This window comes from Aedoeadaptatus coxii, assembly GCF_001553115.1.
In the GTDB taxonomy this organism is placed as follows: Bacteria; Bacillota; Clostridia; order Tissierellales; family Peptoniphilaceae; genus Aedoeadaptatus; species Aedoeadaptatus coxii.
Genome location: NZ_KQ960171.1, coordinates 79,404 through 103,887 on the forward strand (window position 1 = coordinate 79,404; position 24,484 = coordinate 103,887).

Here is a 24,484-nt window from a genome sequence, read left to right on the forward strand (position 1 = left end):
GGGGGCGAAAGATGAAAACTCGGGAAAAACTTTATTCCACCATTATCGATACGCCCTTGGGGTTTATGAGAATTGAGGCAGACGACAAATCCATTCTTTCCGTTAGCTTTTCAAATGAAAAGTCCGGGGAAGGGGAAAATAATTTAAGTAAACGAGGTGCCCGCGCCCTGGAAAATTATTTCAAGGGCAGTAGGGAGATAGAGGATCTGCCGATAGCTCCGGCGCCGACGCCCTTTTCAGCAAAAGTTTACGAGGAGATTCGAAAAATTCCCTACGGCGAGGTGCGAAGCTATTCCGCTATTGCCTCGGCCATAGGAAAGCCAGGCGCTTCCCGTGCCGTAGGGCAGGCACTCCACCGCAACCGCCATCTTCTCCTCGTGCCTTGCCACCGCGTCGTAGCAAAGAGCGGCATCGGCGGATTTAACGGTGGCCGGGAGATAAAAGAATGTTTACTACGTTTAGAACGAGAGGGTCATAGTGAATGAGATACTACTTTTTATAGCAGTCAGTTTTATTTTGGCACTTTTCGCCATACGTTTTTCCCATCGCTACGGCATTCCGTCGTTGCTACTGTTTTTTCTCTTAGGCATCGGCGCCGGCTACCTTATCGATTTTCAAAACTTCGACTTTATGGAGCGCTATTCTTCCTTCGCCCTGTTCATCATTATGTTTTACGGGGGATACGGTACGAAGCTTGCCATGGGGCTTCCCGTCCTAAAGCCCGCCGTCTTGCTTTCCTCCCTCGGCGTCGTCATTACCGCCCTGGTGACCGGGCTCTTCGCTCATTACGCTCTGGGCTTTTCCATGGTGGAATCCATGCTCTTCGGATCGGTCATCGGCTCTACGGACTACGCATCGGTTTCATCTGTGCTTCAGAGTAAAAATCTGAACCTTAAAAATCATTCCGCGCCCCTTTTAGAATTGGAAAGCGGCTCCAACGACCCGACGGCCTACACCATGACCATGATCTTTTTAAGCATTCTCCTGGGATGGTCCATGTCCATCCCCCTTCTCGTGGTACAGCAAATCGGGCTGGCGCTTCTCTTCGGCTACGTCATGACCCGCATATTTTTCATCATCATAGAGCGGGTGAACTTTCAAAAAGAAGGACTCTTTACGATCTTCGTCTTTACCATGGCCCTCGGCACCTACGCTTTAACCGGCGTCTTAAACGGCAACGGCTACCTCGCCGTCTATCTCTTCGGCATTTTAATCGGCAATAGAGAATACATGGGCAAGCGGGAAGTGGTCTTTTTCTTCGACGGACTCACGGAAATTATGCAGATCAGTTTGTTCTTCTTAATCGGCTTCCTCTCCGATATAACGAAACTTATTCAATGGCTGCCCCTCGGCGTCGTGGTGACGGTGTTTATGCTCTTCGTCGCCCGGCCCATTACCATTTTCGGCGTCATGCCCTTTTTCAAATCCACCTTTAAGCAAAACATCGTCCTTTGCTGGTCGGGGCTGCGCGGGGCGGCGGCCATCGCCTTTGCCATTATGGTGGTCAACAGTGGCGCGCCCTTGGAAGGGGATATATTCCACGCGGTATTTGCCGTGTGTATCGTATCAAGCTTAATTCAAGGATCCCTTCTTCCGTGGGTCGTGAAAAAAACCGACATGCTCAATCCCGACGACACAGTGTTAAAGACTTTCAACTATTACCAGGATAGAAGCGCCATCGGATTTTTAGAGACGAAAGTGTTGGACAAAGAACTCATCGGCCTTCCCGTAAAAGATTTAAACCTAACCTTCGATTTCATCGTGGCGAAACTCGTCCGCGACGGAAAGACCATCGTGCCCCACGGCGAAACGATCCTCGAGGAAGGGGATATGGTGGTCATCGGCGGCAAGAGCCATTTCGACGAAGTGGGTCGCAATCTTCAGGAATTTACCATTCGGGAACATCACCCTTGGGCGAATAAGCGCATTATGGATTTGGACTTGAAACCGTCGGAACTGATTCTCATGGTGGAGCGAGACAATCATATTCTCGTGCCGTCGGGAGAAACGATGGTTTATGTCGGCGACAAAATCGTCTATACGGAAGATCGGGAGGATTTGTTTAATCATCGCTCGGCGAAAAAGAAAGCCCTATTCAATCGGTGACAAGAGGTTTTAAATAACTTGTTAATGGGAGTTGACAAAAATCAGTATCTTTCCTATAATAAGAAAGGTATTGAGATGCTATCGTAGCTCAGCCGGTAGAGCACTACATTGGTAATGTAGAGGTCGCAGGTTCAAGTCCCGTCGATAGCTCCAAACTGAAAGGACCGCCTTAGGGCGGTCTTTTTTTGTGTGATAATATCCAGTGAAGGAAATGAGAAAAGATATGGGTTAAAGACAAGTGGTTGATGAAGATAGCTTCGGTATGAAAGAATCATTTTAACTTTGTATCTGGGTATATAGAGAATAACAACACTTGGAGGTATAAAAAATGATCAGCATAAATCTTGTGAAGAACTGTTAAGAGAGGAAAATCCTCTCAAAGATAATAGGAGGATTTATGATATATATAAATAATTTAAGGAAGACTCTGCCCGATAGACAACTACTTGAAATCGAAAACTTAGCGATTAATGAAAACGATCGAGTGGCTCTGATAGGGGAAAATGGAGCAGGAAAGACAACACTATTTCGAATTGTTTTAGGACTCGACAAGGAGTATACGGGGGAAGTTAATGTAGAGAGAGAGTTGGAATATTTATTGAATGATGTCGATGAGGATAAATACATCCCCAGAGAAATTTACTTTAAGGTGAAATTAAATCTTAAAGATAGGTACAGCCCCGGAGAGTATAGAAGGCTAAGACTTATGGACCTACTGGCTGATGGATCAAGTTATCTTTTAATGGATGAGCCGACATCTCATTTAGATATCGAGCAAAAAGAAAAATTAATAGAAAAACTAAAGTCAAGAAAATTCGGATACCTAATAATTTCGCATGATCGCGACTTTATCAATAGTACTTGTAATAAAGTTTTAGAACTATCAGATGTTAGAATCGAACAGTATAATGGGAATTACAAGTTTTATCTCGATGAAAGAATAAAAAGACGAAAATTTAAAGAAAAAGAATACACGAACTATATAAAGGAAAAAAGAAGACTTGAGAATCTGGCTATCAGTATTAAAGAACAGTCTTCAAAAGTTAAAACAACACCAAAGAGAATGGGAAATTCAGAAGCCAGGCTTCATAAGATGGGTGGACAAGGGAACAAGAAGAAACTGGATAAACAAGTTAAGTCGGTAGAGTCCAGAATAAACCAACTAGAATCAAAGGAAAAACCTAGTGAAGAAGTGGAAATAAAGTTATCTGTTCCGGATAATAAGAGAATTCACTCTAAAGTTTTAATAAGAGCTGAAGATCTAAATAAAGCTTTTCAGAAAAATCTCTTATTTGAGAAATCTGATTTTACAATAGAGAATAATTCCAAAGTGGCGCTTATCGGTGACAATGGAAGTGGAAAGACCACTCTTTTAAAAATGATTCTGAATAAAGATAATATATGGGTGCATCCAAATCTTAAAATAGGCTATTTTAGCCAAATGGATGATATTTTAGATGAAGACAATAGCGTATTGGAAAACCTGTTAACGACATCTATCTATGATGAAACCATGACAAGGATTGTAGTCGCAAGATTAGGTTTCAGGAATAATGATGTCCACAAAACAATTAAAGTCCTAAGTGATGGTGAAAAAGCGAAAGTGAAATTGGCTAAAATTCTGACTTCTGATTTTAACTACCTTGTTCTTGACGAACCGACAAATTTTCTTGATATAAGGGCTATTGAGAGTTTAGAAAATCTATTAAAATCTTATGATAGACCTTTAATATTTGTAACTCACGATGAAGAATTTATAAACAATGTAGCAAATGCTCTTTTGATAATTAAGGACGAAAAAATCACACCTTTTAAAGGGAGTTTGCAGCAGTATAAGAACAGGAAGAATCAAAAAGATAGGACTTGTGATGAGAATGAGTTCTTACGTAGATTTAAAATATCTTCCATTAATTCAAGATTGGCAATGGATATATCTAAAGAAGAAAGAGAAAAGTTAGAAACAGAGTATAAAAAACTTCTTACAAAAAAAGATGAATAACAATTATTAATAGAAGCACCTACTTTTTAGCAGGTGCTCACTATTTTTCCATTTATTTCTTTTTCGCTTGGTGATATTGATTTCCGCAGCCTATACCTACGAGCATAGAGCCTATGATCCATGGGTACTCCGTTCGTCCTGTGCGGATCGAGAGGGCGATAGATATTAAAAGCACGACAAATGAGAGGATAGTCAGTACAAGCCATAGATTCTTTTTCATTTTGTACCTCCGGTTTATCTTTGTTACATTCACAAATCAGAAAGGGGCAGCATCGAATCGGTTAACTTCTTTGGTCGATCGTTGGAAAAATTTTACAGTTCCGTCCATTCTTTTTCAAGTTTTTCAAAGTGTTCTTTATTTCCGTCAAATAATCTACCCGTAAAAGGTATTTCGTAGGAAAGGTTTTTAGTAATGTGGCGGAAGTTGACGTATCCTTTTTTGTTCTTTTCATTAAGGGTAAGTTCTTCTATTTCGCTTTCGGGCATAAGATAGAAATTGCTTTTATCCGACATGGAAATTTCTTTTTCGTAAATCCCCTTGGAATCGAAGACGAGGATGAAGGTGCGATTCGAATCGTAAGAGTAGTAGAGGGAGTTTATGAGAAGCTTTATGGTGGATTTGGCTACGCTATTATGTTTTAGCGCCAGGACATAGTTTTTGCCGGGGCCGAACTGTTCTTCTACCATTTGTTGAATCTCTTGTTTATTGTTTGTAAATAAGCCCATTATTTCCTCCTATTTTAAAATAAAGACATCGGTAAAATCTTTTTCCAACACGTTCGCAATTTTATAAGCCGTTTCAAGTGTGGGGCTGATGGTGTTATTTTCATACGCCATAATAGATCGTCTCTTGAGCCCTACTAATTTGGCGAGCTGGTGTTGGGAAAGATTTTTCTCTTTACGAAATTCTCGAATTCTATTTTCAATCGTAATGTCCATTTGCCACCTCTGTACCTTTTATAGTACCAAATATGTTACATTTATAGTACAACAATATAAGAACGATGTAAAGAAAAAGCCAAGCCCTAAAGGCTTGGCTGATTTTACATACTGTAATTATAAAACAATGTTTCGTCCTCTTGCTCCATGGCATAGAGTTCTTCTTTTACCACATAGGTGTCGGCGAGGAGATCGCCGATGTTTTGTTTGCGATCTGTAAAGGCCGTTACTACATAGAGGATAAAGAAGGTAGTTTGAATTAAACGGACGGCGCCTTCGCGAACGAGGACGGTGGTAAAGGACAGGCGCTCTTCCTCGGGGTGAATGACGCGGAGACCGCAGATGATTTTACCCAAGGTTTGGCCGTTGGTGCAATAGGTGGCGAGGATGAAGTAAAGGTAAAAGGCGATGCCCTTGATCGCCACGGGGAAAAGGCCGCTCGGCCAGCCGGCAATGGCGATAATGGGCGAGGCGATGAGGGAAGAAAATGCCTTCGCCACGATGAGGTCGAGGATAAAGGCGACGAAGCGAATCCAAAAGCCCGCCGCCACCACGGAAGAAATGGGATATTTGCTTCTGCGGGGAAGAGGACGCTCTTTGATTTTATGGAGCTCGTCGATATTTTCAAACGCAGGTTCTTCCGGCGGCTGTACCATTTCGTCTTCGACTTCGGGGGTTTCTTCTTTTTTCGAGAAGAAACTCTTTTTTTCTTTTTTAAAAGGATCGTAGTGATGTCGTTTCATCTAAATCCCTCCATAGAGGTACATGGGTCTGGACGTTCCCGAAAGAGATTCGAGGAAAAGCTTGGCGGCCACCTGCTCTTCGGTTACCGGCGGTGCGGTAAATTTTGAAGAGAAGAGATTGGAGAGGAAGGTGGAGCCGAAGTCAGAGGAGTATTCAAAGACTTGGGGATCGTCCAGTTTTAAATCTTTCTTTAAGGCGGTGAGGGCGTCGTCGCCATAACCGATAGCATCGACGAGGCCATTCGCCTTCGCTTGATTACCCGTATAGACGGAGCCGTCCGCCAAGGGGCGCACTTGATCTACTGTCATATGGCGGCCTTTTGATACTACTTGCAAAAATTCGCCGTACATATCGTCGATAACCCCTTGTAAAATGGCGCGCTCTTCGTCGGTCATGGGGCGGGTGGAGCTGCCGATATCTTTGTGAGCGGCACTTTTAATGGCTTGATCTTTTACGCCTAATTTTTCCATAAGGCCGGAAAAATTGTTGCCGCCCATAATGACGCCGATAGAGCCTGTAAGGGTGGAAGGTGCGGCGTAAATTTTATCCGCCGGGGAAGAAATATAATAGCCGCCGCTTGCCGCCACATTGCCCATGGAGACGTAGAGTTTTTTCTTGTGATCTTTCAGGGCGTTGAGTTTTTGGTAAAGCTCCGCACTTTCGTAAACGCCGCCGCCGGGTGAATTTACTTTTAAGAGCACGCCTTTTACCGTGTCGTCTTGTAAAATATCGTCGAGGGCTTCCAGAGTGGCCTTGTGATCATATCCTGCACCGAGCATACTGGATTGAGGCGTATCTAAAATCGTGCCGTCTACGGTGACGACGGCAATGCGTTTGTCTGCGCTGCCGTCTTCCAGGACGTTTTCGTCGAAATCGCCGACGGAATTTCGCACAGTTTCTTCCATTTGCTTCATGCGCTTTTCCTTGTTGATCTTATTGCTAAGGCCGGTGGATAAAGCGGAGATGCCGATAATTAAAAGGGCGACGCCAAAGGCGATCCACCGCTTTGTATTCATATTTTCCAGCATATTTCCTCCTAAATTTCTACAATTATTTTTTCCGTTATAGTATGATGAAAGAATAAGTGAGTTCACTTACTAGAAAATAATATCACAGGAGTAAACCATGCACAAATCACCCTGGAAACTTGCCTTTTTCATGTTGCTCGGATTGAATATTCTCTTCGCCCTCTTCCTCTTTACGGCGACGCGGCCGAAAGAGGATATGGCAGAACTTCCGGAAAAGAAAATCGCCTCTCGCCCCTCTATGGAACTTCGCTTAAACGGGGAAGGATTCCAAACCTTAGTGAATCGCGAATTGGAAAAATCGGGAGAAGGGGCGCGCTTTTCCATCGATAAAACATTTAATTTTACCGTGCCCGTGGAGGCCTACGGTTTTAAGAGCCAATTGATCGTGCGCGCTTTGCCCTCGGTTACAAGCGACGGACGGATGCGCATGGCCATTCAAAGGGTGGATCTCGGACGCTTGCCCCTTCCCGAAGAGGCGAGCCTTGCCCTATTTAGCCGCGTAATAAATCGGGAGGGCATGGCGGTAGATGTTTCCCGCCGCGAAATCCGCTTCGATCTCGCCGCCTTATTTGAAGGTGCAGTCGAAGGAGATTTTCGCGTAAAAGAATTAAATGTAAAAGAGGATCGCTACGTATTTGAAGGACAATTAGGAGTGTCGTAATGGATGATGTTTGGATATATATACCGGTAATACTTTTTATGATCGCCTGCTCGTCGTTTTTTTCCTCGTCGGAAACGGCGCTTCTGTCGGTGAATCAAATTCGCCTGCGCCAACGGGCAAGCGACGGCGACAAAAAGAGCATGGTGGTGCTCAAGCTTTTAGAAAAGCCCCAGGATCTGATTTCGAGCATTTTAATCGGAAACAACATTGTGAACATCGGCTCCTCCGCCGTGGCCACCGTCTTTTTCACAAAACTTCTCGGCGCAAGTGGACCCTTGGTCGCCACCATGGTGATGACGGTGTTGGTTTTAATTTTCGGGGAAGTACTCCCGAAGACCATCGCTCAGGAACAGCCTGAAATGGTGAGCCGCGGCGTATCGAAACACATTGCCCGCATCGCTTTTTTATTGAAGCCCGTCGTGTTTTTGCTGTCGGCTTTGACTAACTTAATCACAAAAATGCTGTTCCCCGAAGGGAGCCAATCTCCGACCATCACAGAAGAAGAATTTAAAACCCTCGTGGAAGTAGGGGAAGAGGAGGGCGTGCTGCAACGGGAAGAGCGCACCTATATCGACAATGTCTTGGATTTTTCGTCGGCGACGGCATCGGAAATGATGAAACCGAGGACATCGGTGGTGGCGCTGGATGTGGAATCCACCGACGAGGAAATTTTAGAGCTTCTCGGCGAAAATCGCTACAGCCGCGTGCCCGTTTACGAAGATTCCATCGATAATATTATCGGCATCCTATACATGAAAGATGTGGTGCGCCTCTTGGCTCAAGGGGAAAAGATTCACCTGAAAGACATTTTGCGCGACCCCTATTTTATCGGCGAAAGCGCCGTGGCCGATCGCATTTTCCGCGAAATGAAGGCTCGTAATCTTTCCATCGCCGTCGTCGTAGACGAATACGCCGGCACAAGCGGCATTATTACCATGGAAGATATTTTGGAAGAACTGGTGGGCAATATCGACGACGAATACGATTTAGATTCCCGCGACGTCATTCTTTTGGAAAAAGGGGTTTACCTCGTCGATCCTGAAATGCGTATCGACGAAGTGAACGACCATTTCCATTTAAACCTCGCCAGCGAAAAAGCGGACTCCATCGGCGGCTTTGTCATCGAGCGATTGGATCGCATTCCCAAACAAGGGGATGTTATTCGCTACGGCGACCTGATCTTTACTGTTAACGAAATGCAAGGTTTAAAAATTACGAAGTTAAAAATAAAAATCGGAAGTGAAGGATAGGGAGCTGAAAGGCTCCCTACCTTACATGAGAAAGGAAATTTATGTTAGAAGCTTATTTAAAAAAGCGAACGCCGAACCCTGCCGATCAGGACGTGCGTATGGCCATGGGGAAAGAGGCGTCGATAGTAGGCATTGTCACCAACCTCGCCTTTGCGGGCTTTAAAATCGGCGTAGGCTTTCTCACCGGCGGCATTTCCATGATCGCCGACGGTATGAACAATTTAATGGACATGCTGAGCTCCATTATTTCCCTTATCGGCTTCCACTTCGCCTCCATGCCGGCGGACTCCAACCACCCTTACGGCCACGCCCGTATGGAATACTTGGCGTCGTTTTTGGTGAGCGTCATCATCCTCTGGACCGGGGGAAGCCTCATGTGGCAATCGATTAAAAGTATTTTAGATCCGGGGGTCATCGACGCCACGCCCTTGGCCGTTGCCGTTCTTTTACTTTCCATTTTGGGCAAGCTCTTTTTATATCGCTATAATTTAATTTTAGGGAAGCGTATGGATTCCGAGCTACTCGTCGCCACGGCATACGACGCCAGAGGCGATATGTTCGCCACCGGGGCGGTGCTTTTGTCTTTAATCGCCACCTCCATGCTTTCCTTTAACATCGACGGGTGGATGGGCCTTATCGTCGCAGCCATTATTGCAAAAAGCGGTTGGGAAAGTTTGCGGGAAACGGTAGATTCCCTTCTCGGTCAAAAAACCGATCCCCAATTGCTACGCAATATACTCGATGATATTAAACGCTTCCCCGTTACCTTAGGCGTACACGACGTCATGTATCACGATTACGGAGCGACCCATCGATTCCTCACCCTTCACGTGGAAGTGGACAGCGAGCGAAACGTCATGGACATTCACCAAGACATCGACGAGATCGAGCGCTACATCGCAAAGAAATACCACATGAACACGACCATTCACATGGATCCCATTCGCATCGACGACCCGCGGAGCAACGCCCTTTACGACTATGTAAAAGAAAATCTGCACAAGATCGATCCTTCCCTGGATCTTCACGATTTTAGAATCGTCAATCGCAAAGACGGCTTGAACCTCGTCTTCGATGTCCTCGTGCCCATGCATTTGAAAAATCGGAAGCGCTTTATCGACAAGGCGCTAAGAGCCCACATCGCGAGTAGCCATCCGGAATATGAACTTAGGATTACCTACGATTTGGATTACCAAAATATTCTGGGGGTAGAAAATGAATAGTCTGTTGACGGCGGAAGGGAAAGCATCCCTCCTGGCCAAGTGGGAAAAAGAGGGCGGCCTCAGCGGCAATACTTTAAAAGTGATCGCCTGCATTTTTATGTTTATCGATCATTTGAGCCAAGGGGTGGCGCTGAATTCCATCGATTTCCGCGTCACCGACAGCTTGAATTCCTGGGGACTCCCCATGATTTGGGGCATCCCTTTTCCCCAGACACTGGCGACCATCGGCACGCTTTTCGGGCGCATCGCCTTTCCCATTTTCTGCTTTTTGCTGGTACAGGGCGTCTTGCTGAGCAGGGATTACAAAAAACAAATCCTTCGGCTCTTGGTCTTCGCCTTGATATCGGAAATTCCCTTCGACTTATGTTGCTCGGGCACGCCCCTTTACTGGGATCACCAAAACGTGTTCTTTGAATTGGCTTTCGGCGCCGCCACCGTGGCCATACTTCGCAAAATGGAAGATCGCTTTCAGGGAAGAAAAAAGAGTTTACTTCAAGCCCTCTTCTTTATCTTGATAGCTGTTTTATGCGAGTTACTCAACTTCGATTACGGTCTCGCCGGCATTATCGCCATCGTACTTTTTTATTTGGCGGCGTGGAGCAGGAAGCGAACCATGGCCATGGGGCTTTTCGGCTTTCTCTTTGAAGCCCCTCTCTACGGTATGGTATACTTGTCCCTACCGCTGATACACGCTTACAACGGCAAGCGGGGCAGGGGAAGCCGCTACGGCTTTTACATTTTTTACCCCGGCCATCTCTTGCTTTTATATTTACTATCCCTTTGGATATAGCTGAAACGAAAGGAGAATGTATTGTTTAAAAAATTTGACGTCATCAAACCTTACTTTGCAACGTACAAAGGCATTTTGCTGACCGATTTATTTTGCGCAGGGCTCACCACCGTGTCGGAAATTATTTTACCGATTATTTTACGGTATATGACCAACTTAGGCTCGAAAGATATCGGCCTGATTACGCCGACCCTTATTGGACGGCTCGCCCTATTATTTTTAGTCATTAAGGCCGTCGAAATCGTCGCCGCCTATTACATGACCAGTATCGGCCACATGATGGGCGCCAATATCGAAAAAGATATGCGCCGCGACGTTTATAACCATTTGCAGACATTAAGTGCGTCTTTTTATAACGACACCCAAGTCGGCCAAATCATGAGCCGCATTACCAACGATCTTTTCGATATTACGGAATTTTCCCACCACGCGCCGGAAGAATACTTCATCTTCATCGTAAAAGTCGTGACGACCTTTATTATTTTGGCGTCGGTTCATTTAAAACTCACCCTTATCCTCTACATCATGATTCCCGTTATGCTCATTGCGGCGCGGAAATTCCGCATTCGCATGCTCATCGCACAGCGTAAACAGCGGGCCATGATGGGGGATTTAAACGCCACCATCGAAGATTCCATCTCCGGCATTCGGGTGACGAAATCCTTCGCCAACGAAGACATCGAAAAGAAACGCTTCGACGACGAAAACATGCGCTTCTTGGAAACCAAGCGGGAATACTACAAAGCCATGGCGGGCTTTAACGCTGTCACCCGTAACTTCGACGGCATTATGTACCTTATCGTCATTATTGCCGGCGGCTGGTGCATGATGCGGGGAGACATTCTTCCCGGCGACATGATCGTCTACATTATGTACGTTACCACCATGGTGGCGTCGGTTCGCCGCATTATCGATTTTACGGAAACTTTCCAAAAAGGCACCACGGGTATCGAACGCTTCCGGGACATTATGTCCACCGAAAGCGAAATCAGAAACAAAAAAGACGCCGTGGAATTAAAAAACCCCGAAGGAGACATCGTCTTCGACAACGTGGATTTCGCCTACGAAGGCAAGACACAGGTTTTGGAAAACTTTAATCTTCACGTATCCCCCGGCGAAAACGTGGCCCTCGTCGGCCCCTCCGGCGCAGGAAAGACGACGATCTGCAATCTCATTCCCCGCTTCTACGACGTAGACAAAGGCGCGGTAAAAGTTGACGGCTACGACGTGCGAGATTTGACGCTGGAAAGCTTGCGCAACAATATCGGCATGGTGCAACAAGATGTGTACCTCTTTAACACCAACATTATGGAAAACATTCGCTACGGCAAACCCGGCGCCAGCGACAGAGACGTCATGGAAGCGGCGAAACTTGCCAACGCTTATGATTTCATCATGGAGTTGGAAAACGGCTTTAAAACCCACGTAGGGGAAAAAGGCGTTAAACTTTCCGGCGGACAAAAACAGCGTATCTCTATCGCCCGCGTGTTCTTAAAAAATCCCGCGATCTTAATACTGGACGAGGCCACCTCGGCGCTGGATAACGAAAGCGAAATGATCATACAAAGTTCATTAGACGAATTAACCAAAGGTCGCACAACCCTCACCATCGCCCACCGCCTTTCCACAGTGGAAGCGGCGGATACCATCCTCGTTATGGAAAAAGAAAAAGGCATCGTGGAACAGGGAAATCACGAAGAGCTCATGGCGCAAAAAGGACTTTATTATTACCTTTACACCAAGGGCGGCGATCTCGTGGAAAACTTCGAAAAATAAAAGAGTCTGCTTCGGCAGACTTTTTTAGTGGATTTGACAAGGGGAAAAAAACAAGATACTCTATTACTACCTACGGGGACGAATTGGCTTCGACGGGGATTCGGAATCCGAGGTAGCAAGCCGTTGATGAGTCAGGCAACGTAAAAATGGCTCAAAAAATTAAATGCTAACGAAAATAATTTAGCACTAGCAGCGTAATTACCCTGCTCACGGAACTAAGAGGACCACGGCTTAGGGAAGTGTCAAATAAGTGGTGAAACGCGTGCGGCCAAGCTTTGCCCCGTACGTGGAATCCATGAAGCTACTTTATGACGACCTTTTGTTTTTCTTTTCGTCATAGGGGAAACTTAAAGAAAAACTGAGCTTGGAGACACCTCGGTGGAAGAGTTCTCGGACGCGGGTTCGACCCCCGCCGTCTCCACCAAAAAAGCCGGATTGCAAAAGCAGTCCGGCTTTTAAAATGCCCTTAAAAGTTATTTGGATAGCGTTCTAAATTTAAAAAATGGGTTTTAGAGAGAAAACGAGGGACGATCCTAAATGTAATTTGCGAAAATGGGCATTTTCGAAAATAAGAGATGGAATAAATAGCTCTTATTTACGAAAAAGAGGTATTTTTAAAAATACAATGGTATAATTAAATCAATTTCAATGAAAAGCAGATCGTTGTGAGGAGGTGATTCTATGATGTATTTACACAAAGTGTTTTATGCCGATAAAAAGGATTATGAGTCCGTGCATAAAAGCCGTTTTGATTTTGAAGAGACACTGAAAACAAAACTGTATATAAAGCCCTATGGCCACGAAGAAATCTATCAACTTTACTACGTATATAATCGCGAGACGGCACGTTTCATCGATCGTATTCGGCAAAACGACACCATTCTAAATGATTTACAAAGTAAATTACCTGTCGTCGCGCAGAGGGCATTTTTAGTCGAGATCATTTCCGCCGAACTTCAGAGCACCAATGAGCTGGAAGGCGTGCAGTCCAGCAAAGATGAAATCGCGGAAACTACACGTAAGCGTGTGACATCGGGGCATAGGGGAAGCGAGCGCTTTTCAAGTATGATCAACTCTTATTTTCTGCTAAAAGATTCTCTGAAAGCGCCCAAAGATTTAGGGGATATTCGAAAGATTTACGATGAAGTAACAGCGGGAGAAATTAAGGCATCCGATCGACCGGATGGGCATTACTTTAGAAAAGACGCGGTATACGTTCAAAAAATGAATGCAGTGGACGGCGAAGTTATCCATCGAGGGATCCTCGGCGAAGCTGAAATCGAAAGGGAAGTGCTTCAGCTTCTCGGTTTTATCTCCGACGAACGTATCGATTTATTGTTGAGAATCGCCATCGCTCATTACTACTTCGGTTACATTCATCCATTTTACGATGGAAACGGCCGCGTCAGCCGATTTATAAGCAGTCTGTATTTAGTCGAAAAATATAATTACCTGACCGCCATGTCCTTGGCGCGGGGCTCGTGGATAAAGAAAAGAGATTACTATAAGGCGTTTAGCACGACGAACTTGCCTCAAAGTCGAGGGGAAATGAATTACTTCATCAATTCATTTTTAAAACTGCTCATTGCCGGGCAGGAAGACATCATCGACTACCTTAATCGAAATCTGGATAAATTAAACCGAGCGGAAGCGTGCATTGAAGAATGTGAATTAGAAACGAAATTCAAGAGGAGTGCCGTGTTAATCTTGGCTCAAAATTACCACTTTGATTACAATTCGGGCATTGAGCGGCGAGAGCTTATGGATTTTTTCAATGAAGAAATCAGTGACTATAAAGGGGCACAGGAACTCGATGAATTAGAAAAAAGCGGCTACATCAAACGAATTAAGAGTCGCCCCGTAACCTATGTTTTAGGCGACACCTTTTTGCAAAAATTATAATCTAATAGATTCAATGGAACCACCTTCGGGTGGTTTTTATTTGTCCCATAGATTTTCTCAACAAAAAAGGGAGTACGTCATGTACTCCCTAAAAAATTATTTTTTATTTGCTGCTAATAGCCGTCAGAATATCGTTATAAGCCCAGTGATTTTCTTTTAAATCCACGAAGGGATTGGCTACCTTGGGTTTGTTGGAAAGCTTAAAGGTGCGATTGATCATAGCAATAGATTCCGCACGTGTAATCTGTGCTTCCGGACGGAAGGTATGGTTTCCATAGCCTTTGACGATATTTTGGGCGAATGCCTTGTCGATCGCGCTCTTTGCCCAGTTGTTTGCCGTGTCCGCAAAGGGATTGGCGACAGATTCATCACTTAAGAAGTAAGAGAGAAGTTGAGCAAATTCTGCACGTGTAATGGCTTGATCGGGTTTAAAGGTTCCATCGGGATAGCCCTTCATATAGCCCGCTTCGACTACAGCGTTAATCGATGCATTATACCAGCCGTCGGCATCTGTAAAAGCAGGTTTCGATTGATTGGCAGTGGATAAATTGCGAAGTTTCGCTAAAGTAGAGGCCGCTTCTGCTCGGGTCATGGATTTTTCCGGGCGGAAAGTATGGTCCGGGTAACCGGAAACGTAGCCCTTTGTGGGAGCCGCTGTCTCTTCTTTTTTATCTTCGGGTTTTTCCGCCGGTTTCGTAACATTCTTCGTCGTTGCGACGGGGGTTAACGTGTAGCCGGTGTCGGAAACCGTGTTTGAAGAATCGGGTACTTGGGGCGTAACGGGTTTCGACGGTTCGGCAGGTTTTTCCGGAGCCTTAGCTCTTCCGTAAACCAAGACGATTTCGCCCTTTTTGTTTTTCAGTTGCTTAACAGTTTTGCCGTCATAATATGCCGGGCCGTAATCATTTGGGCCGGTCTTGCCCTTTACGATTTCGTCGGTGTCGGCAACTTTATAGCCTTCAAAGTCTTTTACGAAGCCGTCTTTATCTCTCAGAGGCAAAAGCTTTTGAAGATCACAGGGGTGGAGATGGTTGTAAGCTTTGATTTTTTCAGGAGCGACGATGTCCTTGCCGTCTTTATCCACGTGGCGAACGGTGACGTCGGTGAGGAACGATTTCAGATTTTTCTTCGAATCTTCGTTGTCGAAGCGAACATTGGCGGTGACGGTGACTTTGCTGTCGAAGTTTACGCCGTCGGGGGCGACTTCATATTTAAAGACAGTACCTTTATCCTTGTCGTTCCAATTGTCCGGTTGATAGCCCCGGGGAAGAATAACTTCCATAAGCATATTGTTGCCTTTGCCCGTCATGCCCGGTGTACCGCCGTGAATGGCGTCGAGCATGGTCATGAGGATGCGGGTGCCGCTGTCTTGAGTGGCGTCGTAAATCGGCGACCAGTAGACGCCGTTTTTGTCGATGAGACGAAGACGGGTGTGGTCGGCATTTAAATTGGCGCCGTAGATCCAAACCAAAGTCTTCTTAGATTCCTGTCCCGTAGGCAAATTGGTGTGGGTAATATCCCCGTCGTCCGCATTGCCGTAGGATTGAATTTGCATAAAGTCGATTTGCGGTGCATTGACATCTGCATTTTTCGGCAGAACCGAAACCACCATGCGGCGGAAGCGGTTTTGCATATTGGAAACTTCCGAGGAGTATTGCACGCCGTCGGTGGAGACGAGGATGCTGTAACTTTGTACGCGATCCGTCGTGTTTTCAGGAGCGGTAAAAGCAATGGTTTTTTCGTTGGCGCTGCCTGTAATATTTGTCGGGACTTTAAGTTCGGTTTTTTTCTTATTATTTTTCAGAATTTTTACCTTCAAATCGTCGGGAAGGTTGTAGCCTTTAAGCTTCAGGACGACCTTTCCGCCGGCGGATTCAAGTTTATAGCCTTCGACAAACTTGGCGTCTTCGATATAAGGACCGTCTTTTTGAATGATGGATTCAAAGGCTTTATTTTCTTTCTCTCTGTTTTCCTTTTTATTGAAGAGCTTAAACGTACGACCATCGACTACCAGCTTATAGGATTTCCTATCCTTAAAAATCGGATTCTTAAAGTCGATGCGCAGCGTATTGCCGTCGAAGGAAATCGTGTCCTCAGCGGTGAGGTGGATTTTGTCACTTCCTGCGAGAATATGCACATTCTTTAAAATAGAATGGGTGCGCGCTTCTTCTACCGGTTCGTGGAAGTCGACGACGAGAGTATCGTTGTCGATCGTAAAGACTTTCTTAGGTTCGAGGGCTTCCGTTTCGCGATTGGAACCTTCCGATGTTTGGAAAATGGTTTTTTCGGCGAAGTTGGTTCCGTCAACGGAAGCCTTAAAGACGAATGTTGTGTCCTTATCTACTTTCGGGAAGGTGAAGGGAGCGGATAGTGCTATACCCTCTCCTGCGAATTTGTCGGTCATGTAGTCGGCGAGCTTGACTTCCTTTTCCACGCCATTTTCTACTTTATACAGCTTCGTGACGGGGGTTGCCTTGTCCAGATCCGTACCCTTAATGGTGACGGTTGTATCGCCACCTGCCAGGGACAGTTGGTCGTTGGTGGCAGAAATTTCTTCGATTTTTGCATTAACGGCTTCCCCGGCAGCTTGGGTAAAGGTGGCCAACTGATCCTTTTGGAAGACGGTGTCACTTCCCGTGGCGTTAAAGGTCACCTTGTAAACGACCGTAGAGGCTTTTCCGTTTTTGGGGAAGGTGATGTTTACGGTTTTCGTTAAACCATCTCCAGCTACGGAGTAATTAATGTTGTCGACCACCTTGTCATCAGCAGTTATACGAAGCTTGACATTGGAAGGAGCCGTTTTCGGAGAAACGACGATGTCAAAACTTTTTTTCTCTCCCGTATTAGGAATATTTCCATCAAACGGTTTTATCATTACAATTTTTGACTCTTTCACGACCGGGGGCGTCGTCGCCTTCTTTGCCACGGTAATGGTGGCCGTCTTCGCTTGTGCGTCCTTTTCCGCTTTGGCTTCCACGGTGTAGACGACGTCTTTTTCCGTTTCGTTCTTCGGAAGGGCGAGGGTGAAGTTAAGATCGTCTTTTGCGACGGGCGTAAGGTCAGATACAGGCGTATCGCCTTTTTTCACCGTCCATTGAATATCACTTGCCTTGGCATTTTCCGCCGTGACGTCTAAGGTGACATTGCCGCCGGCAGTCGGTAGGCTTACGGGATCTGCAGTTAAGCCTTTCACTGTCGGTACAGCAGGTGCGACCGGTCCATCTTCTGTCGTGACGACGACATTTCCTTTAACGAACTTACTCGTGTCGTTTTTCAAGAAAAACTTCATTAAATATTTTTGTTCGGCGTCTGATGTATTTGCGGGAATGATTAGAGTAGTTTTTAAGCCGTCAGACGTTTTTGTCCATGTTATGGGAATATTTTTTTTGCCTTCGCCTTTTACAAAAATAGAGGGCGTAATATCCGTCGTTTCCAAGTTGTCGCCTGTCAGTATCACGACTACATCGCCGCCGGTCTTAGGAAGACTTGTCGGTTCGATGGTGATGCCCGTTAAAGTCTTTTCGGTGGTTGCGGCGGCAGACTTTGCCTTTATCGTCATGGTGACGGTTTGGCTGGAGCCGTCTTCTGCTGTGAAGGTCGTCTTGTAAACAATATCTTCATTTTCCAGTGCCTCGGGCATCCATGCAGACGCTGATACTTGTGTAGAGTCGAAAGCAAACAGTCCCCATTTAATATCCGGTGCCTCGGCAGGCGTCTTTGTCGTTGTAACAGCAATATTGTCTTTGGTTAAATTGGCTCCGTATAAGTTGACACGTGATGACCGTGCGGTGTCCGTAGCAGCAAAGGTAAAGTTATCTGGGTTCACTTGCGTAAGTGTAGAGGTGGCCGTGTTCTTTGCCTTTACCGTAATGGTAATGACGTTCTTCGCATCATACTTTTCGTCTGCTTTTTCCTTAATATAGAATTTATAAACTACATCCTTGGTCGTTTCGTTTTTCGGCAGGTGACCGGAATACTCAATGCCGTGCATAGATTGACCGTCTTGCGTGTTGATCGAATCAAACTTGTAGTCCGAAAGGACAGCACCGTCTTTAAGTACGACGACGTCCATGGCTTCCTTCGCAACGTCTTTCGAGTCGTAGCGGAATTTAATAAAGCCGCCAATCGAAGACAGCGTACCTTCTTTGCCATTTTCGACTTTCGGGTTCGGTGTTTCCAAAATCGTTTGGTATTTTGCATTTCCGCCCGTTTCCGGCGCAGCACTTTGAGCAAATACATTTGCCGTGGGAACGGTGCTCGTCAGAAAGAGCAAGAGGGCCATTAATAGGACCAATGTTCGTTTCATAGTTCCTCCTTTTTTGTCGCCTATGCGACGGTATCAATACTTTCTTATTATACGTCAGGAGTCAAATTATTTTTTCAAACTTAAAAATAATAGAAAAATAAAATATAGATAAGTGTATGATTGAAAAAATCTATGGTTAGTTAAGGAAGGCATTAAAAAAGCGATGATTGAACATCGCTCTTGCTATTTCTAAATAAGCCACTTCCGTACGACGGGGATGTGGGAGAGTATTTTGTAAAGGATGTAGGATATGGCGGTGACGGCCGCAGTGATGGCGGGGATTCCCATGAGGGGATTCAGTGTTTCCAGTGCGGGGAAGTAGTATTTCAGGTAATCCAGAACGAGGACGTGGACTAAGTAAATGGCGAAGGAGCTTTTTGAAAGTTTAAGGACGAAGGATTTTCCTTTTTCGGGCAGGCGTATGTGCTGAGCGAGGGCGAAGATGCCCATAGACCACAGAAATACGCCGACGGACATTCCTTCAAAAAAGCGCTCATCCAATTGGCCGGAAGCTTTGGAAAAGTAATAGGTGCAGCCGAAGACGATGGCGAATCCGAGAATGGCCGCGATCGTGTAAAGATTTTTAGACGGCTTCGTTTCCGAAAGAAAATAGCCCATAAAAGTGTAGCCGATGGCGCTGTAGGAAAATACCATAATCCATTGCAGGGGAATGGCGCCTACGCTCTCCAAGGAATAAAAGGCGCGAACCGTGGGAAGAAAGATGCCCAGAACAAGCCAAAGGGCGAGGAGGTATTTCATTTCGTTTTTCGTGCTGTGGCAGGCGATGATGCGGCTTAAAGGCAAAAAACCGTAGACGAGGATCATCATGTGAAGATAATAGAGATGCTCCTTGTGGTGAAAGAGAATTAAATTTCCCAACACCGAACGAAGTTCACCGAGGGAATGGATGCCGCCGTAAAGAGGCGCGGCGCAGTAAACAAAGGCCCAGAAAAAGAGCGCCAATAAAATACGGGGCATGTTTTTGCCGTAAAGTTTTTCCAGGGGCATGTATTTTTCAGGGCGCAACAAAAGCGCGCCGCTCGCCATTAAAAAGAGGGGAACGCCGCCCGATGCCAAACTCCTGAAAAAGCAGGAGAGGATCCAGATAGAAGTATTTACATCCGTCGCCACATAGGATGCGGACACGTGAATGGCCACGACCGAAAAAATGGCGACAGTTTTTATAAGATCGACGGTATCGTTTCGCTTGGAAGGGTACATACATCACCTTTAAGATTATTTTATTAATTTAATTATACCGAATGTCCTTTTAAAGTGCTATAAAAGCAAAAAGCGCAAGGTGGTGAAAGAAAATTTCCGGGAAATTTGTTTTTCGTGAAATTTACAAAAACAACATGGAGATGGTATATAAACCTGCAGAATCATTTGGGAAAAATTTTATTTTAAAAATATTTTTTAAGGACGATTCAGTTTTTGCTAAAGGGTCTCTATTTTTTAAAGTGAAACTCCGAAATAAAAGTGAAAAAAATCACGAAAACCTCTTAACATTTTGGAAAATAGGTTTATAATAGATTCCAAGAAGTGAATGAGATTTAACAATCAATCTAAACCCCATCCACTCCACGATTATCACTTTATCTAAACTTGTCGAAGCAAGGGGGATTTATATGGATTTTACGATGGACAAACGACACCTGCTTCTTCGCAAACTTTATCGCGAGTTTGCGGAAAATGAAGTGGAACCGGTTGCCGCCGAAATTGATGAAACCGGCGAGCCACCAATGGAAAACATAAAGAAAATGGCGAAGGCCGGCTTTTTCGGCGTACCTTTTCCGAAGGAATACGGCGGACAAGGCGGAGATTATTTAGCTTACGCTATGCTCGTGGAAGAGCTTTCGAAAAAATGCGCCACCACAGGGGTTATTGTGTCGGCACACACTTCGCTTTGCTGCGCTCCCATTTATGAAAACGGAACGGAAGAGCAAAAGAAAAAGTACTTACCTGATTTATTAAGCGGCCGTAAAATCGGCGCTTTCGGTTTAACGGAACCGAACGCCGGCACCGACGCGTCCGGTCAACAAACGGTAGCGGTTTTAGACGGCGACGAATATGTTTTAAACGGCACGAAGATTTTCATCACCAACTCCGGTTTTGCCGATGTCTTTATTATCATCGCCATTACGGATAGAGAAGCCAAGGGCACGCGGGGCATTTCCGCCTTTATCGTCGATCGAGACGCTCCGGGATTCCGCGTCGGCGAACCTGAAAACAAAATGGGGATTCGTGCATCTTCCACTTGCGAACTGATTATGGAAGATTGCCGCATTCCGAAAGAAAACCTCTTAGGCAGAGAAGGCAAAGGCTTTGCCCTCGCCATGAAGACTTTGGACGGTGGCCGCGTCGGCATTGCCGCCCAAGCTGCAGGTATTGCACAAGGCGCCATCGACGAAGCCGTTCAATACACCAAAGAGAGAAAACAATTCGGCAGAAGAATTTCCCAATTCCAAAACACCCAATTCCAACTTGCCAATATGCAAACTAAAGCCGATGCGGCGAGACTTCTCGTTTACAGAGCTGCCGACACAAAAGGCCACGGCCTTCCCTACGGCCACTACGCCGCTATGGCGAAATTATTCGCAGCGGAAACGGCATCGGAAGTTACCAACAAAGCCGTGCAACTTTTAGGCGGCTACGGCTTCATTAAAGACTACCCTGTGGAACGCATGATGCGCGATGCCAAGATCACCGAAATTTACGAAGGTACATCTGAAGTTATGCGCATGGTCATTTCCGGCTGGATGGGCGTTAATTAACAGGAGGGTTAACATGAAAATTATAGTCTGTGCAAAACAGGTACCGGACACCACAGAAGTTCGACTGGATCCGAAAACCAATACATTAATTCGCGAAGGCGTTCCGAGCATTATCAATCCCGACGACAAAGCCGCCATCGAAATGGCTCTTCGCATTAAAGACGAACACCCGGACACAAAAGTTACCGTCCTTTCCATGGGCCCGCCCCAAGCGGAAGATGCTTTGCGTGAAGCCCTGGCCATGGGCGCCGACGAAGCCATTCTCTTAACCGACAGAGCCTTTGGCGGAGCGGATACGTGGGCTACGAGCCAAACCATTGCCGCCGGCCTTAAAACCGTAGGCGATTATGATCTTATTCTCGCAGGCCGCCAAGCCATCGACGGCGATACCGCCCAAGTCGGCCCGCAAATTGCAGAACACCTAGGTCTTCCCCAAGTATCCTATGCGGAAGATCTAAACGTAATCGACGAGAACACCCTTCATGTAAAACGACAATTTGAAGATCGCTACCATATCATCGAAGTGAAGACACCTTGCGTTATTACGGCTCTCGCCGAACTTGCCGCTCCTCGTTACATGACCGTAGGCGGCGTATACGACGCATACGATAAAGACGTCACCGTTTGGCATTTAGACGATGTTAAAGACAATGTGGACTTAGCCAATTTAGGCCTTAAAGGATCGCCGACGAAAGTTAAAAAATCCGAAGCGAAACAAGGCAAAGGCGCCGGCATCGTGCTTAAAGATCTTTCTCCCGACGAAGCGGCCAAGGCCATTATCTCCAAGTTGGAAGAAAAATATTTGATTTAATCGAGCCGAACAAGGAGCGTGAAATAAATGAGTAAAAATGTATTTGTCATTGCCGAACAGCGCGATGGGGAACTGCAAAAAGTTTCCACAGAACTTTTAGGAAAAGCAAGAGAACTTGCCGACGATCTCGGCCAAGAAGTTTACGCCGTCTTATTGGGCGACAACATTAAAGGAAAAGCCGATGTCTTAATTCACCACGGCGCCGACCACGTCATCGTCGTGGATCACCCCTTATTAAAAGAATACGTCACCGAACCTTACGCCAAGGCAATTTATGAAATCGTAAAAAAATACGATCCCGAAATCGTACTTTACGGCGCAAGCTCCATCGGCAGAGATTTGGCGCCTCGCCTCGCCGCGCGCATTCACACCGGCCTTACCGCCGACTGTACCGGCCTTGAAATAGACGAAGAATCCAAACTTCTCCGCATGACCCGCCCCGCTTTCGGCGGCAACTTAATGGCCACCATTATTTGCGAAGACTTCCGCCCCCAAATGGCCACCGTACGCCCCGGCGTTATGACTCCCCTTGCTAATGACGACGGGCGAAAAGGCGACGTCATTATGGAAGATGTGGGCCTTACGGATAAGGACATGAACGTCAAGATTTTGGAAGTTTCCAAAGACGACAAGAAAAAACTCGACATTACAGAAGCCAACGTCCTCGTATCCGGCGGCCGCGGCATCGGCGGGCCGGAAGGATTCGATCGCTTGCAAGAACTCGCCGATTTAATGGACGGGGAAGTCTCCACATCCCGGGCTACAGTAGACGCCGGCTGGATCGAAAAAGATCGCCAAGTCGGCCAAACGGGCAAAACCGTGCGCCCCGATATTTACTTCGCCTTCGGTATTTCCGGCGCCATTCAACACTTGGCAGGCATGGAAGAATCCGGCCTGATCATCGCCGTCAACAAAAACGACGGCGCCCCCATTTTCGATGTAGCCGACCTCGGCATCGTCGGCGACTTGAACAAAGTCTTGCCGAAACTCATCGAAGAATACAAAAAGGCAAAAGCCGCAAAAGCGGAAATCAACTAGATAGCTCAAAAAAATCGGCGCCGCCATGCGCCGGTTTTTTAATGGAAACAATCGCCACCGTAAATTTTCCGTTTAATCACAATTTTTTCAATAAGAGAGAATAAAATAAGCGCAAATCAACGAGATGAGGAAAACAAAATGAAAATCAAACACATTCTAATCTTACTCTTAGCGCTGGCCACGCTTATCATCGCTTGCGGCGCAGGCCCGAAAAAAACATCGAGACGAGGAGCGCGCAGAAGCGTAACGGCCACCATGCGCAAACGGGGAAAAGCCACGGGAAGAAGAAAACGCTCCGCCAAACGGCGGGTTTCTAGACGGAAAATAAAAACCGCCGCAAAAAAACAAAAACCATCCAAAGAAAAAGGGGAAGCGCCCGTCATCTCCAACATGGTCAAGGCGGAGGACAAACAGTATGTAGCGGAAAAACTAAAGGCATCATTACAGCCCGCCGGCGTCGATCAGCTCATGACCCTCGTAGACGATTACAATAGCGCTGCCGCCCCGTACCTTACGGCGGACTTTACGAAAAAGATTGCCCCCACTTACGACGTGGGCAAAATTACCGAAGCCCAAACGAAAAAGGGAATGACCTATCCCAATACCAATTGCCGCATTACCACTTACCTTCTATTAAAAAACGACATGAACATCAGCGACAACACGCCGGTAGACGGCGATCTCCTCTTTATGGATCGGGAAGCCCTTACGCGCTCCAAACTACTAAACGAAAAGGAAATGGCGGATTTTATGCGCCTCTTTAGCCGCGTCAAAACCGGCGGCAGCAAAAATCCGGCGGAACAGGGAAAAGTAATGGCGTCCTTCCTCTCCAAAATACAGTTTCCGAAAAACGTCGCCATGGTTTCGGTGGTGCTCCACGATAATCTCGACGGCAACTGCTTATTTATCGGCCACGTAGGCGTCCTCGTAAAAGACGGCGACGGCTACCTATTCGTGGAAAAAATTTCATTTGAAGAACCTTACCAAGCCATCAAATTCAAAACCAAAGAAGCATGTTACCGCTATTTAAAAAATAAATTCAAAGACTACACCGATCCTCAAGTCGCCCCGCCCTTTATTATGGAAAACAATCGCTACGTGGGATAGCGTAACAAATGAAACGGAATAAAAACAAAA

At 46.0% G+C, this 24,484-nt stretch carries 19 protein-coding genes, 1 tRNA gene and 1 other RNA gene; 15 read left to right on the top strand and 6 right to left on the bottom strand.

Annotated features, from left to right (window positions below; translation table 11 throughout):
* The first annotated feature begins 11 nt into the window (after positions 1 to 11).
* From HMPREF1863_RS02465 to abc-f, 4 genes are all read left to right on the top strand, one after another.
* Entirely contained in the window at positions 12 to 485 is a 474-nt protein-coding gene (locus HMPREF1863_RS02465; RefSeq protein WP_068367078.1) for a methylated-DNA--[protein]-cysteine S-methyltransferase, read from the top strand.
* A complete protein-coding gene (locus HMPREF1863_RS02470) occupies positions 478 to 2,106 on the top strand; it encodes a potassium/proton antiporter (RefSeq protein WP_232300094.1) in 1,629 nt (542 codons plus the stop codon). The genes HMPREF1863_RS02465 and HMPREF1863_RS02470 overlap by 8 nt, the downstream gene beginning before the upstream one ends.
* 77 nt (positions 2,107 to 2,183) lie before the next feature.
* A tRNA-Thr gene (locus tag HMPREF1863_RS02475) sits at positions 2,184 to 2,259 on the top strand.
* Positions 2,260 to 2,503: 244 nt separating this feature from the next.
* On the top strand, positions 2,504 to 4,105 hold the full coding sequence (gene abc-f, locus HMPREF1863_RS02480) for a ribosomal protection-like ABC-F family protein (RefSeq protein ID WP_068367080.1): 1,602 nt from the start codon (positions 2,504 to 2,506) through the stop codon (positions 4,103 to 4,105).
* Positions 4,106 to 4,417: 312 nt separating this feature from the next.
* Here the strand turns inward: abc-f and HMPREF1863_RS02485 are convergent, their stop codons facing one another.
* From HMPREF1863_RS02485 to sppA, 4 genes are all read right to left on the bottom strand, one after another.
* The gene (locus HMPREF1863_RS02485) at positions 4,418 to 4,831 is read right to left on the bottom strand and encodes a hypothetical protein (protein ID WP_068367081.1); all 414 of its coding nucleotides are present in this window, start codon (positions 4,829 to 4,831) and stop codon (positions 4,418 to 4,420) included.
* 9 nt (positions 4,832 to 4,840) lie between these two features.
* Positions 4,841 to 5,044, bottom strand: coding sequence for a helix-turn-helix transcriptional regulator (locus HMPREF1863_RS02490; protein WP_068367082.1), 204 nt, complete (start codon positions 5,042 to 5,044; stop codon positions 4,841 to 4,843).
* A 104-nt stretch (positions 5,045 to 5,148) separates the two neighbouring features.
* Positions 5,149 to 5,787 (bottom strand): RDD family protein, encoded by a 639-nt coding sequence (locus HMPREF1863_RS02495; protein ID WP_068367083.1) that lies wholly within the window; start codon positions 5,785 to 5,787, stop codon positions 5,149 to 5,151.
* Positions 5,788 to 6,816, bottom strand: a complete 1,029-nt coding sequence (gene sppA, locus HMPREF1863_RS02500; RefSeq protein ID WP_232300095.1) for a signal peptide peptidase SppA — start codon at positions 6,814 to 6,816, stop codon at positions 5,788 to 5,790. It lies immediately after the preceding gene.
* 97 nt (positions 6,817 to 6,913) lie between these two features.
* Here sppA and HMPREF1863_RS02505 point away from each other — a divergent pair, with 97 nt between their 5' ends.
* The 7 genes from HMPREF1863_RS02505 to HMPREF1863_RS02535 all read left to right on the top strand — a co-directional run bounded on the left by HMPREF1863_RS02505 (position 6,914) and on the right by HMPREF1863_RS02535 (position 14,418).
* On the top strand, positions 6,914 to 7,477 hold the full coding sequence (locus HMPREF1863_RS02505) for a DUF2140 family protein (RefSeq protein WP_068367084.1): 564 nt from the start codon (positions 6,914 to 6,916) through the stop codon (positions 7,475 to 7,477).
* On the top strand, positions 7,477 to 8,727 hold the full coding sequence (locus HMPREF1863_RS02510; protein WP_068367085.1) for an HlyC/CorC family transporter: 1,251 nt from the start codon (positions 7,477 to 7,479) through the stop codon (positions 8,725 to 8,727). Before HMPREF1863_RS02505 ends, HMPREF1863_RS02510 begins: the two co-directional genes overlap by 1 nt.
* 41 nt (positions 8,728 to 8,768) lie before the next feature.
* A complete protein-coding gene (locus HMPREF1863_RS02515) occupies positions 8,769 to 9,950 on the top strand; it encodes a cation diffusion facilitator family transporter (protein ID WP_068367088.1) in 1,182 nt (393 codons plus the stop codon).
* Positions 9,943 to 10,740, top strand: coding sequence for a TraX family protein (locus HMPREF1863_RS02520; RefSeq protein WP_068367089.1), 798 nt, complete (start codon positions 9,943 to 9,945; stop codon positions 10,738 to 10,740). Before HMPREF1863_RS02515 ends, HMPREF1863_RS02520 begins: the two co-directional genes overlap by 8 nt.
* The gene (locus tag HMPREF1863_RS02525; protein WP_068367092.1) at positions 10,741 to 12,516 is read left to right on the top strand and encodes an ABC transporter ATP-binding protein; all 1,776 of its coding nucleotides are present in this window, start codon (positions 10,741 to 10,743) and stop codon (positions 12,514 to 12,516) included. It begins immediately after the preceding gene.
* Positions 12,517 to 12,590: 74 nt separating this feature from the next.
* Positions 12,591 to 12,940: a transfer-messenger RNA gene (ssrA, locus tag HMPREF1863_RS02530) on the top strand.
* 257 nt (positions 12,941 to 13,197) lie between these two features.
* Positions 13,198 to 14,418, top strand: coding sequence for a Fic family protein (locus tag HMPREF1863_RS02535; protein WP_068367095.1), 1,221 nt, complete (start codon positions 13,198 to 13,200; stop codon positions 14,416 to 14,418).
* Positions 14,419 to 14,521: 103 nt separating this feature from the next.
* On the opposite strand, the gene HMPREF1863_RS02540 is transcribed toward HMPREF1863_RS02535, so the two are convergent.
* Both HMPREF1863_RS02540 and HMPREF1863_RS02545 read right to left on the bottom strand, forming a co-directional pair.
* Entirely contained in the window at positions 14,522 to 18,724 is a 4,203-nt protein-coding gene (locus HMPREF1863_RS02540) for an S-layer homology domain-containing protein (RefSeq protein WP_068367097.1), read from the bottom strand.
* 189 nt (positions 18,725 to 18,913) lie between these two features.
* Positions 18,914 to 19,945 carry an acyltransferase gene (locus tag HMPREF1863_RS02545; RefSeq protein WP_068367099.1) on the bottom strand — a complete coding sequence of 344 codons (1,032 nt, stop codon included), beginning with the start codon at positions 19,943 to 19,945 and terminating at the stop codon, positions 18,914 to 18,916.
* 407 nt (positions 19,946 to 20,352) lie between these two features.
* On the opposite strand from HMPREF1863_RS02545, the gene HMPREF1863_RS02550 reads away from it, so the two are divergent.
* The 4 genes from HMPREF1863_RS02550 to HMPREF1863_RS02565 all read left to right on the top strand — a co-directional run bounded on the left by HMPREF1863_RS02550 (position 20,353) and on the right by HMPREF1863_RS02565 (position 24,454).
* The gene (locus HMPREF1863_RS02550; protein WP_068367100.1) at positions 20,353 to 21,498 is read left to right on the top strand and encodes an acyl-CoA dehydrogenase family protein; all 1,146 of its coding nucleotides are present in this window, start codon (positions 20,353 to 20,355) and stop codon (positions 21,496 to 21,498) included.
* Between the two features lie 13 nt (positions 21,499 to 21,511).
* On the top strand, positions 21,512 to 22,309 hold the full coding sequence (locus HMPREF1863_RS02555; RefSeq protein WP_068367101.1) for an electron transfer flavoprotein subunit beta/FixA family protein: 798 nt from the start codon (positions 21,512 to 21,514) through the stop codon (positions 22,307 to 22,309).
* A 27-nt stretch (positions 22,310 to 22,336) separates the two neighbouring features.
* The gene (locus HMPREF1863_RS02560) at positions 22,337 to 23,347 is read left to right on the top strand and encodes an electron transfer flavoprotein subunit alpha/FixB family protein (protein WP_068367103.1); all 1,011 of its coding nucleotides are present in this window, start codon (positions 22,337 to 22,339) and stop codon (positions 23,345 to 23,347) included.
* 138 nt (positions 23,348 to 23,485) lie between these two features.
* On the top strand, positions 23,486 to 24,454 hold the full coding sequence (locus tag HMPREF1863_RS02565) for a DUF4300 family protein (protein WP_068367105.1): 969 nt from the start codon (positions 23,486 to 23,488) through the stop codon (positions 24,452 to 24,454).
* Positions 24,455 to 24,484 lie beyond the last annotated feature (30 nt).

Coding starts and splice junctions, on each gene's coding strand:
- HMPREF1863_RS02555 (WP_068367101.1), top strand. CDS start 21,512: ATGAAAATTATAGTCTGTGCAAAACAGGTACCGGACACCACAGAAGTT.
- HMPREF1863_RS02565 (WP_068367105.1), top strand. CDS start 23,486: ATGAAAATCAAACACATTCTAATCTTACTCTTAGCGCTGGCCACGCTT.
- HMPREF1863_RS02510 (WP_068367085.1), top strand. CDS start 7,477: ATGGATGATGTTTGGATATATATACCGGTAATACTTTTTATGATCGCC.
- HMPREF1863_RS02550 (WP_068367100.1), top strand. CDS start 20,353: ATGGATTTTACGATGGACAAACGACACCTGCTTCTTCGCAAACTTTAT.
- HMPREF1863_RS02505 (WP_068367084.1), top strand. CDS start 6,914: ATGCACAAATCACCCTGGAAACTTGCCTTTTTCATGTTGCTCGGATTG.
- HMPREF1863_RS02520 (WP_068367089.1), top strand. CDS start 9,943: ATGAATAGTCTGTTGACGGCGGAAGGGAAAGCATCCCTCCTGGCCAAG.
- HMPREF1863_RS02490 (WP_068367082.1), bottom strand. CDS start 5,044: ATGGACATTACGATTGAAAATAGAATTCGAGAATTTCGTAAAGAGAAA.
- sppA (WP_232300095.1), bottom strand. CDS start 6,816: ATGCTGGAAAATATGAATACAAAGCGGTGGATCGCCTTTGGCGTCGCC.
- abc-f (WP_068367080.1), top strand. CDS start 2,504: ATGATATATATAAATAATTTAAGGAAGACTCTGCCCGATAGACAACTA.
- HMPREF1863_RS02540 (WP_068367097.1), bottom strand. CDS start 18,724: ATGAAACGAACATTGGTCCTATTAATGGCCCTCTTGCTCTTTCTGACG.
- HMPREF1863_RS02560 (WP_068367103.1), top strand. CDS start 22,337: ATGAGTAAAAATGTATTTGTCATTGCCGAACAGCGCGATGGGGAACTG.
- HMPREF1863_RS02515 (WP_068367088.1), top strand. CDS start 8,769: ATGTTAGAAGCTTATTTAAAAAAGCGAACGCCGAACCCTGCCGATCAG.
- HMPREF1863_RS02465 (WP_068367078.1), top strand. CDS start 12: ATGAAAACTCGGGAAAAACTTTATTCCACCATTATCGATACGCCCTTG.
- HMPREF1863_RS02495 (WP_068367083.1), bottom strand. CDS start 5,787: ATGAAACGACATCACTACGATCCTTTTAAAAAAGAAAAAAAGAGTTTC.
- HMPREF1863_RS02545 (WP_068367099.1), bottom strand. CDS start 19,945: ATGTACCCTTCCAAGCGAAACGATACCGTCGATCTTATAAAAACTGTC.
- HMPREF1863_RS02535 (WP_068367095.1), top strand. CDS start 13,198: ATGATGTATTTACACAAAGTGTTTTATGCCGATAAAAAGGATTATGAG.
- HMPREF1863_RS02485 (WP_068367081.1), bottom strand. CDS start 4,831: ATGGGCTTATTTACAAACAATAAACAAGAGATTCAACAAATGGTAGAA.